Source organism: Polynucleobacter sp. IMCC 29146 (assembly GCF_021395195.1).
Taxonomy (GTDB): domain Bacteria; phylum Pseudomonadota; class Gammaproteobacteria; order Burkholderiales; family Burkholderiaceae; genus Polynucleobacter.
Genome location: NZ_JAJVCR010000001.1, coordinates 181,682 through 194,764, shown reverse-complemented (window position 1 = coordinate 194,764; position 13,083 = coordinate 181,682). Strand labels below are relative to the sequence as shown.

The following is a 13,083-nucleotide window of genomic DNA, read 5'->3' as shown; positions in this document are numbered from 1 at the left end:
AGTAATGACAAATTTAGCGGCAATTCATGCCATGTTGCCGCGCAGCCGCTTATTAAATATTTCACCGGCAGCGGCCCAGGAATTAGCAATTCGATCGATTGGCAGCGATAGCCGTCAAATTTCAAAAGGTGAATTATTTGTGGCCTTGAGTGGGGAGCGATTTAATGCACATCAATTTTTAGACGAAGTACACCAGGCTGGCGCAAGTGCAGCGTTAATTAGTGAAAGCGAAAAATGTCCTGCTGATTTTCCGGCAGTTTGTGTTAGCAATACTCGCTCTAGTTTAGGTGAGCTAGCGCAAGCATGGCGAAGCCAATATGATTTACCGTTAGCAATTGTGACTGGTAGTAATGGCAAAACCACAGTTAAAGAAATGATTGCAGCAATTTTCAAGGTGGCAGTAGGCGACGCTAAAGCATTAGCAACTCAGGGTAATTTTAATAATGATATTGGCTTACCATTAACCCTGTTACGCTTACGTCCCGCACACACTTTAGCCGTAATCGAGTTGGGCATGAATCATCCAGGCGAAACCGCGCAATTAGCTACGCTTGCGCAAGCCACAATTGCCATTATTAATAATGCACAGCGCGAGCACCAAGAATTTATGGGCAGCGTTAACGCAGTGGCTGAAGAGCACGCAGCAGTACTCGCAGCTTTACCTGCGAACGGTACTGCAGTTTTCCCCGCAGATTCGGAATTTACCCCGCAGTGGCGCCGCGCTGCTCATACTTGTAACATCATTGATTTTGCGTTACAAGGAAATACGCCAGTTGCTGCTGCAGTAATGGGGCGGCTTTTAGAGCATGGCGCATTGGCCATACATACTGCCCAAGGGGAAATTGAGGTGCGCTTAGCTACCTTAGGCCACCATCAGCTATGTAATGCGCTCGCCGCAACTGCGGTTGGTTTAGCTGCCGGAGTTGATTTACAACAGATTCAACGTGGACTAGAAAATTTCACGCCCGTAGCCGGTCGCATGGCAGGTAAATGGCTGAGCCCTACACGCTTGTTAATAGATGATAGCTACAATGCAAATCCCGATTCGGTAAGGGCAGCAATCGATATGCTGCAGCAGAGCGGTAAAGAGTCTTGGCTAGTATTGGGCGATATGGGCGAAGTGGGCACACAGGGTCCTGAGTTTCATCGCGAAGTGGGCGCTTATGCTGCCGCTTGTGGAGTGAGTCGTTTATTTGCAATTGGCGAGCAAAGTGCCTATGCCGTTAGTAGTTTTAATGCACTAGAAGCCCATGCCAAACATTTTGTAAACATGGAAGATCTTTGCAATACCTTAAATCAACAACTGGCTTTACGTGATGAAAGAGCTGACTTACAAATATTGGTTAAGGGTTCTCGATTTATGCGCATGGAACGGGTCGTACAAGCCTTGTTACAGGAGGCTAAAGCATGCTCCTAATGTTGGCCCAATGGTTACAAGACGATTTTGGCTCTTTCCGCGTTTTTAATTACATTACTTTTAGGGCGGTGCTCGCGACCTTAACTGCCCTATTAATTGGCTTAGTGTGTGGACCTTGGGTAATTCGCAAACTCAGCGCCTTAAAAATGGGTCAAGCAGTGCGTAATGATGGACCGCAATCCCATTTAGCAAAATCTGGTACGCCTACGATGGGCGGAGTACTAATTTTACTGGGCATTTTTATTTCCTGTATGTTGTGGGCCGATTTAAGCAATCGCTTTATTTGGATTGTGCTGCTCGTCACTTTTGGATTTGGTCTGATTGGCTGGATTGATGATTATCGGAAGGTAACCAGGCAAGATCCTAAAGGCATGTCATCGCGCGAGAAATTTTTTTGGCAAACATGCATCGGCCTATTTGCGGCACTCTATTTAGCTTTTTCAGTTTCAGAGGTGAATAACCTAAAGGTACTTCAGCTATTTTTAGATTGGATTAAAAGTGGCTTTACTTTAGATCTACCGGCCAAGTCCAATTTATATTTACCTTTTATGAAAGAGGTGAGCTATCCACTGGGCGTTTTTGGCTTCATTATTTTAAGTTTTCTCGTCATTGTGGGTAGTAGTAATGCGGTGAATTTAACCGATGGTTTAGACGGACTGGTGATCATGCCAGTCATTTTGGTGGGGGCGGCATTAGGCGCTTTTGCCTATGTCATGGGCAATGCTATTTACGCTAAATATTTACTCTTTCCATACATTCCTGGTGCTGGCGAATTACTCATTTTTTGCGGCGCGATGGGGGGTGCAGGCTTAGCTTTTCTTTGGTACAACACCCACCCAGCCCAAGTATTTATGGGCGATGTCGGGGCGTTAGCTTTGGGTGGCGCGCTGGGCACAATCGCCGTCATTGTGCGCCAAGAGATCGTTTTATTTGTCATGGGCGGAATTTTTGTCGCGGAAACGTGTTCAGTCATGTTGCAAGTTGCCTGGTTTAAGTACACCAAGAAAAAATATGGCCAAGGTCGACGAATTTTTAAGATGGCTCCCCTACATCACCATTTTGAATTAAGTGGTTGGCGTGAAACCCAAGTGGTAGTGCGCTTTTGGATTATTACGATTTTATTAGTTTTAGTCGGATTATCGAGTTTGAAGTTAAGGTGAAAAACAGGAAATGATGCAAGGATTAAATCAAGCTTTTTTAAATATCAAGACTGAACAAGGTTCAGTTGTGCCGAATCACTTTTTAGTACTTGGTCTGGGTGAGTCTGGTTTAGCAATGGCCAAGTGGTGTTTGCAGCATGGCGCCACGGTAGATTTAGCTGATACACGCGCTCCTGCTTTGCTATCAAATCAACAACAAGCTGCCCTTGAGGAATTAAAAACACAAGGCTTAGGTCAGTTATATTTGGGTAATTGGACAGCAGGTGAGCTAGAACAGCAAATAGCAGTGATGTGCGCTGGAGTGTCTGTGATTGGTATCAGTCCAGGCTTATCACCTTTACAAGAGCCATTAAAAACCATCTTGAGTTACGCGCATAGTCATGCGCTAGTAGTATGGAGTGAGATTGAATTTTTTGCGCGTGCCTTAACTGCGCTGCAGCTGGAGTTTGGTTATCAACCTACGGTACTAGCAATTACGGGTACGAATGGAAAAACTACAAGCACAGCTTTAACTCAGCAAATTTGTGAGCGCGCAGGAAAAAAAGTAGCGATGGCTGGCAACATTAGTCCAGCAGCCTTAAGCAAGTTAAGTGCTTGTCTTGATGAGGCCAATACCCTACTGGATTTGCCAGAAATTTGGGTTCTTGAGTTATCCAGCTTTCAGTTGCAATATACCGAGAGTTTGAATGCCACTGCAGTAGCAATTCTCAATATTACCCAAGACCATTTGGATTGGCATGGTGATATGCAGGCCTATGTTCAGGCCAAGGCAAAAATCATTGGCACCAATAGTATTTGTATTTTAAATCGCGATGATCCTTTGGTATCAAACCTTCGATTGCCAAAAGAACAAACTCGGCAGAGTGTGATTACATTTGGTGTGGGTTGCCCAACTGAACCTGGAGCGTTTGGTATTGAACATGATTTGCGCGCAGGCGGGATCGATTGGTTAGTGTGGGCTGAAATCGATGAAGAGCCAGAGAGTACGCCGAAACGACGTCGTAAAGTCAGCGGCGTTGAACAGACAGAGTTACGATTAAAGCGCTTAATTCCAGCGGATGCGCTCCGCATTCGCGGTCGCCATAATGCGCTCAATGCCTTAGCTGCGCTCGCCTTAGCACGCTGTGCTGGGCTACCGATGAATATCTTGTTGCATGGCTTACGTGAATATCGGGGTGAGCCGCATCGGGTTCAAAGTGTGGCTGTAATTGAGGGTGTTGAATATGTTGATGATAGTAAGGGCACGAATGTTGGTGCAACGGTAGCTGCACTCAATGGCCTTGGCGCAACTACAGCAAGTAAACAGATTTGGCTGATTGCTGGTGGCGACGGCAAAGGGCAAGACTTTAGTCCATTGCGTGAACCGATTTTACGGTTTGTAAAGGGTTTAATTCTGATCGGTAAAGATGCGCCTCTCATCCGTGCTGTACTTGAAGATAGCTTTGCGAGCAATGACATCGACTGTGTGCAGGTCGATTCATTAAGTGCAGCGACCCAATTGGCTGCTCAACGCGCCCAATTGGGCGATATTGTCTTGCTCTCGCCAGCGTGTGCAAGCTTCGATCAATTTCGCGACTATCGACATCGAGCAGAGGTTTTTGCGTCTGCAGTCACTGAGCTAGAAATGCAATTTAATTCGACCAATCAACCCGTTGGGGCTGCAGTATGAGCGTCAAAGAAAAATTATCCTTAGCCCAGCGCCTAACTCTGATGCGGTTTTGGAATTTTTCACGCGGCGGCATTAATCAATTTCATAGCGGACTAAAAGATGCTGTCTCGGGGGTTGAGCAAACTCGCTCGCGCATGATGGAGTACGACCAGTTATTAGTTTGGGCGGTTTTGTCATTAACATTAATTGGCTTGGTGATGGTGTATTCCGCTTCAATTACATTAGCCGATAGCCCTAAATACGCAAATTACAGCAGTAATTTTTTCTTATTTAGACACTTAATTTCTTTATCTATTGCCTTTGCAGTAGGCGCTTGGGTCTTTAGGGTGCCCGTGAAGACTTGGGATCGGTTGGCCCCAAGCATTTTTATTTTTACTGTAGTGCTCTTAATCGCCGTATTAATTCCAGGTATTGGCAAAGGGGTCAATGGCGCAAGACGCTGGATCCCCCTAGGTCTCATGAATTTTCAGCCCTCTGAGTTAATGAAATTTGCCGTACTCATTTTTGCTGCTAGTTACACCGTCCGGCGCCAAGAATATTTACATTCATTTGTTAAGGGATTAGTGCCCATGGGTTTAGCGGTCGCGATGGTGGGCACCCTTTTGATGTGGGAACCCGATATGGGCGCTTTTGTAGTGGTCGCCCTAATCGCTTTTGGGATTTTATTTTTAGGTGGTATTAACGCTAAATTATTTGGCGGACTGATCACGATTGGTATTTTAAGCGCGGCCATCATTATTGTTTTATCCCCATTTCGGCGCGGCAGAATCATGGCTTTTTTAGATCCATGGCAAGTTGAAAATGCCGCAAATAAGGGATACCAATTAACCCATTCATTGATGGCATTTGGGCGCGGTGAATGGTTTGGAATTGGCTTGGGGGGTAGTGTTGAAAAATTAAATTACTTACCAGAAGCGCACACGGATTTTATTTTGGCAGTGATCGGCGAAGAATTGGGTTTTGTTGGTGTGCTGGTCATCATTTTCTTGTTCTACTGGATCGTGCGCCGCGCATTTTTAATTGGCCGCACCGCCTTACAACTCGATCGGAGTTTTGCCGGCTTAGCTGCTAAAGGTGTTGGCATTTGGATTGGCTGGCAGGCCTTTATCAATATGGGTGTGAATTTGGGTCTATTACCGACCAAGGGACTTACATTGCCTTTAATTAGTTATGGCGGCTCGGGTATTTTGATGAATGTGGTGGCGTTTGCCTTATTACTCAAAATTGATTATGAAAATCGAATCTTAATGCGCGGGGGAAAGCTGTGACAAAACCTTCCATCTTGGTCATGGCAGGGGGTACGGGAGGCCATATTTTTCCAGGTCTTGCAGTGGCAGAGCTATTGCGCAGTCGGGGCTGGCAAGTAGCTTGGTTAGGTCATGCCAAAGGCATGGAACAAGGCTTGGTAACTGCTCGCGGCTTTAGTTTTGAGGCAGTGCAATTTGGAGGTTTACGCGGCAAAGGGTGGTTAACAAAATTACTATTACCCTTTAATTTATTACGTGCTTGTGCGCAAAGTTGGCGCATTATTGCGCGTCTAAAGCCCAGCGTGATATTAGGAATGGGTGGTTACATCAGCTTTCCTGGCGGCTTAATGAGTTTCTTATTGCAAAGACCATTAATTATTCATGAATCTAACGCCATAGCTGGAAGTGCCAATCGCCTCTTAGGGCATGTTGCAAATAAAGTATTAACCGGCTTTCCTCATACGCTTGCAAAAGGGGAGTGGGTCGGAAATCCGATTCGTGCCGAGTTTAACGAAATAGCTGAACCTAAACTACGTTACGGCCAGCGGCAAGGCTCGCTGAATGTTTTGGTTGTAGGCGGAAGTTTAGGTGCTCAAGCATTAAATAAAGTGTTGCCTGCAGCTTTGGCTTTAATACCTTTTGCACAGCGTCCAAAAGTGATTCATCAGTCGGGCGAAAAGCATTACAGTGAACTTAATTTACGTTATGAGGAGCATGGCGTAGCGGCTGAAGTATTGCCTTTTATTGCCAATATGGCAAACGCATATGCCCAAGCCGATGTAGTAATTTGTCGGGCTGGAGCAATGACTGTTTCAGAGTTAGCCGCGGTTGGAGTGGCGGCTTGCTTAGTACCCTTCCCCGCTGCTATAGATGACCATCAAACAGCTAATGCACAATTTTTAGCGACCGCAGCTGCGGCAATTTTATGGCCTCAAACCCAATTTAATGCACCTGATTTAGCACGCCAAATTCAAGCTTGGACACGCCCAGAATTACAAGCAATGGCTGAACGTTCTTATGCGCTTGCTAAACCCAATGCAACTGAACAGCTTGCTACGATCTGTAAGGCAGTAGCGGGGGTGCCAGCTTGAAACATATTGTGCAACAAATACACTTTGTTGGCATTGGTGGAGCCGGTATGAGCGGCATTGCTGAAGTACTATTGAACTTAGGCTATCAAGTTTCGGGCTCAGATTTGGCTGCAGGAGCAGTCACTAAGCGCCTTGCAGAACTTGGTGCGGTAATTCATCTAGGTCATGCAGCTGAAAATATCGGCACGGCAGAAGCGGTCGTTATTTCAACCGCGGTGGCTGGCAATAATCCCGAAGTGTTAGCAGCGCGTGCAGCAAAAATTCCCGTCATTCAACGAGCGGTGATGTTGGGTGAATTAATGCGCTTAAAACAAGGCATTGCAATTGCGGGCACGCATGGCAAAACTACTACCACTAGTTTAGTAGCCTCTGTACTAGCAGAGGGCGGGCTTGATCCGACTTTTGTGATTGGGGGCAAGCTGAATTCAGCCGGCGCTAATGCACGTTTGGGGCAAGGCGACTTTATTGTGGTTGAGGCAGACGAGTCAGATGCTTCTTTCTTGCAATTATTTCCAGCTATGGAAGTGATTACAAATATCGATGCTGATCACATGGACACGTATAAGCATGATATGGCGCGATTAAAACAGGCCTTCGTGCAATTTACGCAGCGCATGCCATTTTATGGTGTGGCTATTTTATGCGTCGATGACCTTAATGTGCGCGACATTATTCCGTTTGTATCACAGCCCGTCTTACGCTACGGCATTGCAGCCGATGCCGATATTCGCGCGAGTGAAATTAAAGCTGATGGTACGGTAATGCATTTTAGGGTTGAGCGGCGGACAGTTAGGCGTCATGGCGTAAAGCCAGGACCCTTGCAAATTACGCTGAATTTACCCGGCTTGCATAATGTGCGCAATGCCTTGGCGGCGATTGCCATTGCCACCGAATTAGGTGTCAGCGACCAGGCAATACAAGTCGCGTTAGCGCAATTTAGTGGTGTTGGTCGGCGGTTCCAGCGTTACGGTGAAATTCCTTTAGATGCGGGGGGTAGCTATACATTAATTGATGACTATGGTCATCACCCAGTAGAAATGGCGGCCACACTAGAAGCCGCTCGAGGCGCTTTTCCGGGCCGCCGTTTGGTGCTGGCATTTCAGCCTCACCGATATACTCGCACGCGCGATTGCTTTGGCGATTTTGTGGCAGTTTTGCGTAGTTTTGATGCGCTGGTGTTAACGGAAATTTATCCCGCGGGCGAAGCGCGAATAGCGGGTGCTGATGGTAAAAGCTTGCTGCTGGCAACGATTGCTAAAGAGCGTTTAGATAATAAAAATGGCTTAAGCCAAAACGCAGCAGTATTTGTTTCCCAGGTTGCTGAAATACCGACAGTTTTAAAAACAGTCCTGCGCGCCAATGATGTCTTGATCACGATGGGGGCAGGATCAATTGCCAGCTTACCGCACTTGTTAAGTGAGGCGCACCATGGCTAATTCAATCTTAGCCAAGAGCACATGGGGTGAGCGGGTAGCACGCGATCTCAGTACTTTGAACCCTCAGTCATTAGGTAAGGTGGGTGTTTTATTAGGCGGTCGTTCAGGCGAGCGAGAAATTTCCTTGCTATCTGGCAATGGAGTTTTAGAGGCCTTACGCGCAAAAGGGGTTGATGCACATGCATTTGACACCGGCCTACGTAAGCTCACTGAAATAGCTACGGCCCATTTTGATCGCGTCTTTATTGCTTTACATGGCCGCTTTGGGGAAGATGGCACCATTCAAGGCTTACTTGAACTACTCAATATTCCTTATACAGGTAGTGGCGTGCTAGCTTCTGCGTTAGCGATCGATAAAATTGCTACAAAGCGTATTTGGATGAGTAGTGGTTTAGCTACGCCACAATTTGAACTGCTTAGCGCAAGCAGCGATTGGTCTGCGGTCGTGCAAAACCTAGGGCTCCCACTCATCGTTAAACCGGCGCATGAAGGATCTTCTTTAGGCTTGACCAAAGTGCAAGCGCTTGAGCAATTACCAGATGCATATGCTCTAGCGCTTAGCTTAGATAAAAAAGTCATGGCCGAATCTTGCATTATTGGTCCTGAGCTTACCTGCCCACTTGTAGGTGAAGGTGAAACTGCCGAAGCCTTACCAGTAATTCAGATTATTCCACCCAATGCTAATTATGATTTCCATCACAAATACTTCTCTAATGAAACCCAATATTTATGCCCTACAGAACTCGATGAAAAACTAAATCAAGCCGTACAAAGATTAGCCCTCGATGCGTATCGCGTATTAGGATGCAAAACTTGGGGGCGGGCTGACATCATGATTGATGAGAGCACTAGACAGCCGTATTTACTTGAGATGAATACTTCGCCTGGCATGACTTCGCATTCACTTGTGCCAATGGCAGCAAAAGCAGCTGGCGTTTCATATAGCGATTTAGTGCTCTGGATTTTAAGTCAATCATGAGTCAATTTTTATCTCGTTTAACTGGTATTACAAGCTTTGTGATGGCGCCGTTATGGAACAATGCCCAGCGCATGCAGTACCTAACTAAATGGCTTATCCGTAGCTTTGTCGTGCTGATGGTGATAGGTTTATTGGTGTGGTTAAGTCAGCGCCCGATATTCACTCTGCAACAAATTCAAATTGAGCCCGTCGGTAGTCAAGCGTTAAAGCATATTAATTTACCGATTGTGAAAAATCAAATCTTAGAAAAAGTGCAAGGTAATTTTTTTAGTGTGCGGCTAGAGGATGTAAAGCGCTCCTTTGAGGAAATGCCTTGGGTACGCCGGGCTAGCGTGAGACGTTCTTGGCCTAATGGCTTGGTTATTGGCATTGAAGAGCAAATACCCCTTGGTACTTGGAATAGTACTGAAGGCCAAAAATTAATTAATGCGGCAGGCGAAGTATTTAATGGCAACGTAGCCGAGGTAGACGAGGGAGTAGTTTTGATCAGTTTTAGCGGGCCCGAAGGTAGCGGTAAAGAAGTAGTGCGTCTCTATCAAAAAGCCAATGACTGGTTTAAGTCTTGGGATGTCAAGGTAAGCACACTCAATCTGACTGAGCGATATGCCTGGAGTGTGAAGCTGACGAATGGTCTACGAGTGGAGTTTGGTCGCGACGAAGAGAATATGAGTCAACATTTAACTACTGAACGGGTTGCGCGGTTAATAAAATATTGGCCTCAGGTTCAAGCAAAGTGGCCAACCCAAATTGATGCCGTTGACTTGCGTTATGGCAACGGTTTCGCAGTGCATATGGCAGCAAATAATTCAAAAAGGATAAGCACTAAATGAGTAAGGACAATCGCGATCTGTTGGTCGGCCTAGATATTGGAACCTCGAAAGTGGTAGCTTTAGTGGCTGAACTAACACCCGACGGTAATTTTAATGTTGTTGGCGTGGGGCAAACCACTTCAAAAGGCTTAAAAAAAGGTGTCGTAGTCAATATTGAGGCAACGGTGCTATCAATTCAAAAGGCCCTAGAAGAAGCAGAAGTGATGGCTGATCGCCGCATTGTTCAAGTCTTTACAGGTATCGCGGGTAATCATATTGTGAGCTTTAATTCTAGTGGCATGGTCGCCATTCGCGATAAGGAGGTTGGCCCAAGTGATGTAGAGCGAGTTTTAGAGACCGCTAAAGCAATTAATATTCCCACCGATCAACAAATTTTACATATCTTAGTACAAGAATTCATCATCGATGGCCAAGAAGATGTGCGCGAACCCATTGGTATGAGTGGCTTGCGGCTAGAAGTTCAAGTGCATATAGTGACGGGCGCAGTTAGCGCAGCACAAAATATTGTGAAGTGTGTACGCCGTTGCGGGCTTGAGGTGAATGATTTAATTTTACAACCCTTGGCATCAAGCTTAGCTGTGTTGACCGAAGACGAGAAAGAATTGGGTGTGGCTTTAATTGATATTGGTGGTGGTACTACTGATATTGCGATTTATTGTCAAGGTTCGATTCGACATACCGCAGTAATACCCATCGCCGGCGATCAAATTACGAATGATATTGCGATGGCCTTGCGGACACCCACTTTAGAGGCGGAAGATTTAAAAATTCAACATGGCATTGCGCGGCAAGAAATGGCAGACCCCAACATCATGATCGAGGTTGCAGGTGTAGGTGATCGTGAGCCAAGGCCCATGTCAAAACAAGCTTTGGCTGCAGTGATCGAGCCGCGGGTTGAAGAGTTATTTATCTTAGTGCGCGATGTGATGCGTGAATCGGGTTATGAAGAGTTGGTTGCGTCAGGCATTGTTTTGACAGGCGGATCGGCCTTAATGCCCGGCATGGTTGAGTTAGCCGAGCAAGTTTTTTTGCGCCCAGCACGTATTGGTGTGCCTGAATATCGCGGCCATTTACATGAAGTCTTACGCAGCCCACGTTTTTCAACCAGCATTGGTCTTTTGCTTGAGGGACAAGCCCAATTATTGCGAGGTCGGCGGATAGCCGATTCAGGAACCTTTGAAGGCGTTGTTTCGCGCCTCAAGGAATGGTTTACAGGAAATTTTTAGTTTTTTTCGTCGTCGTCAATGTCACACTAAGGAGGATTTATGGAATTTGAAATGGTAGAACAAGAAGTAGCCGGGAAGACCATTATTAAAGTGGTTGGTATCGGAGGCGCTGGTGGCAATGCTATCCAGCATATGATTCGTCGCGGTGTCGACGGGGTCGAATTCATTTGCATGAATACCGATGCAGGTGCATTGCAGCGGTCAGAGGCAAAATTGAATTTGCAATTAGGCTCGAGTGGTTTAGGAGCCGGCGCGAAACCAGAGATTGGCGCAGCTTCAGCCGAAGAGGCACGAGCACGTATTGCCGACGCTTTACAAGGTGCGCATATGGTTTTCATCACTGCTGGAATGGGGGGAGGTACAGGCACGGGAGCAGCGCCGATTGTTGCGCAGGTAGCCAAAGAAATGGGCATTTTGACCGTTGGTGTCATCAGCAAACCATTTGATTTTGAGGGCGTAAAGCGCCTGAAGGTGGCGGAAGATGGGGCTTTTGAATTAGAGCAATATGTCGATTCTTTGATTGTGGTTTTGAATGAGAAATTATTTGAAGTCATGGGCGAAGACGCTGAATTTGATAAAGCCTTTGCCTGTGCCGATGATGTTTTGCACAATGCCGTTTCCGGTATTGCGGAAATTATTAATGTGCAAGGTCTCATCAATGTCGACTTTGAAGATGTCAAAACTGTAATGGGTGAGCAAGGTAAAGCCATGATGGGCACTGCCACCGTCTCTGGCATGGATCGCGCGCGCTTAGCGGCAGAAGCGGCAGTTGCCTCTCCATTACTAGAAGGTGTCGATCTATCAGGTGCACGGGGTGTGCTCGTGAACATTACAGCGAGCCATTCTTTAAAATTATCTGAAACCCGCGAAGTCATGGCTGCGATTCGCGGCTATGCAGCAGATGATGCCACCGTCATTTTTGGTACTGTGTATGACGATAGCTTGGGTGATGCCTTACGGGTAACGGTGGTTGCAACTGGCCTAAATCATCCGCAAGCACGCGCTCATAATCAGCCTGAAGTCATTTGGCGCCAAGCAACGGGTACGCATGATGCCATGCCAGCGATCACCGATCTGAATAGTTTTGCCCCAACGAGTGCTTCTGCAGCCATGAGCAAGGTTGGTATGGAGGCATCAAGCACAAGTTTTGCTAGTCCAGACCTGAGTAATGCCAATTCACTTGGGAATCCTCATGCGTCTGGGGCTCTGGGGTCGACTGGTCGAGGCGTTGATTATGGTGAACTCGATCGACCCAGTGTTTTTCGTAATGCCCGCGCTGGCGGAACTGCACCTACCTTAGGGGCTGATAGCTCGCCACAGGCGAAAACAATGCTCGATAAAGGGACGGATTACTATGAAATTCCGGCTTTTTTACGTAAACAAGCCGATTAAGTAAATGGTCAATACAATAGGAAATTGAAAAGCACCAACGCGCAGCGCCTCCGGACGACGAATCCTTTGCTGGCGTTGGTATCCTATTTAATTAACTTATTGGAGAAACCATGATTGCAGTTGGCCAGAAATTACCGAATGCCACCCTCTATGAATTTTTAAATGAGGCATCTGAAGGCTGTGCTATTGGGCCTAATGCCTTTGAGGTTGACAAATTAACGGCAGGTAAAAAAATTGTTATTTTTGGCTTGCCTGGCGCATTTACACCGACCTGTTCAGCCCAGCATGTCCCTGGTTATATTGAGCAATTTGACGCTATAAAAGCTAAAGGCGTTGATGAGATTTGGTGTGTGTCGGTAAATGATCCATTTGTAATGGGGGCTTGGGGCCGAGATCTAAAAGTAGGTAATAAAGTGCGCATGCTAGGTGATGGCAGCGCAGAATTGACCCAAAAACTGGGTTTGGAATTCGATTTGACTAAGCGCGGTCTAGGCGTACGTTCGCAACGGTATGCCATGGTGGTTGACAATGGTATGGTCAAGCATCTAGTGGTTGAAGAGCCGGGTAAATTTGATTTCAGCGATGCTAAATCGATTTTGCAACAGCTTTAATCTAACCCTTTTTCATTTATTCAAA

11 protein-coding genes are annotated in these 13,083 nt (G+C 46.4%); all 11 read left to right on the top strand.

What is annotated here, in order from left to right:
• Window positions 1-4 precede the first annotated feature (4 nt).
• Entirely contained in the window at window positions 5-1,417 is a 1,413-nt protein-coding gene (gene murF / locus LZT22_RS00980; RefSeq protein WP_370635176.1) for a UDP-N-acetylmuramoyl-tripeptide--D-alanyl-D-alanine ligase, read from the top strand.
• A complete protein-coding gene (gene mraY / locus LZT22_RS00975) occupies window positions 1,408-2,577 on the top strand; it encodes a phospho-N-acetylmuramoyl-pentapeptide-transferase (RefSeq protein ID WP_233923188.1) in 1,170 nt (389 codons plus the stop codon). The genes murF and mraY overlap by 10 nt, the downstream gene beginning before the upstream one ends.
• Before the next feature lie 10 nt (window positions 2,578-2,587).
• Window positions 2,588-4,246 carry a UDP-N-acetylmuramoyl-L-alanine--D-glutamate ligase gene (gene murD, locus LZT22_RS00970; RefSeq protein ID WP_233923187.1) on the top strand — a complete coding sequence of 553 codons (1,659 nt, stop codon included), beginning with the start codon at window positions 2,588-2,590 and terminating at the stop codon, window positions 4,244-4,246.
• A gap of 41 nt (window positions 4,247-4,287) precedes the next feature.
• Window positions 4,288-5,514: a putative lipid II flippase FtsW gene (gene ftsW, locus LZT22_RS00965; protein WP_233923385.1), complete on the top strand. Its 1,227-nt coding sequence runs from the start codon at window positions 4,288-4,290 to the stop codon at window positions 5,512-5,514.
• On the top strand, window positions 5,511-6,584 hold the full coding sequence (murG, locus tag LZT22_RS00960; RefSeq protein WP_370634746.1) for an undecaprenyldiphospho-muramoylpentapeptide beta-N-acetylglucosaminyltransferase: 1,074 nt from the start codon (window positions 5,511-5,513) through the stop codon (window positions 6,582-6,584). Before ftsW ends, murG begins: the two co-directional genes overlap by 4 nt.
• Complete coding sequence (murC, locus tag LZT22_RS00955) at window positions 6,581-8,020, top strand: UDP-N-acetylmuramate--L-alanine ligase (RefSeq protein ID WP_233923186.1); 1,440 nt, start codon at window positions 6,581-6,583, stop codon at window positions 8,018-8,020. Before murG ends, murC begins: the two co-directional genes overlap by 4 nt.
• Window positions 8,013-8,999, top strand: coding sequence for a D-alanine--D-alanine ligase (locus LZT22_RS00950; RefSeq protein WP_233923185.1), 987 nt, complete (start codon window positions 8,013-8,015; stop codon window positions 8,997-8,999). The genes murC and LZT22_RS00950 overlap by 8 nt, the downstream gene beginning before the upstream one ends.
• Window positions 8,996-9,829 (top strand): cell division protein FtsQ/DivIB, encoded by an 834-nt coding sequence (locus LZT22_RS00945; RefSeq protein ID WP_233923184.1) that lies wholly within the window; start codon window positions 8,996-8,998, stop codon window positions 9,827-9,829. Before LZT22_RS00950 ends, LZT22_RS00945 begins: the two co-directional genes overlap by 4 nt.
• Window positions 9,826-11,055: a cell division protein FtsA gene (ftsA, locus tag LZT22_RS00940; RefSeq protein WP_233923183.1), complete on the top strand. Its 1,230-nt coding sequence runs from the start codon at window positions 9,826-9,828 to the stop codon at window positions 11,053-11,055. The genes LZT22_RS00945 and ftsA overlap by 4 nt, the downstream gene beginning before the upstream one ends.
• A gap of 39 nt (window positions 11,056-11,094) precedes the next feature.
• Window positions 11,095-12,447: a cell division protein FtsZ gene (ftsZ, locus tag LZT22_RS00935; protein ID WP_233923182.1), complete on the top strand. Its 1,353-nt coding sequence runs from the start codon at window positions 11,095-11,097 to the stop codon at window positions 12,445-12,447.
• Between the two features lie 110 nt (window positions 12,448-12,557).
• Window positions 12,558-13,058 carry a peroxiredoxin gene (locus LZT22_RS00930; RefSeq protein ID WP_233923181.1) on the top strand — a complete coding sequence of 167 codons (501 nt, stop codon included), beginning with the start codon at window positions 12,558-12,560 and terminating at the stop codon, window positions 13,056-13,058.
• Window positions 13,059-13,083: the final 25 nt, after the last annotated feature.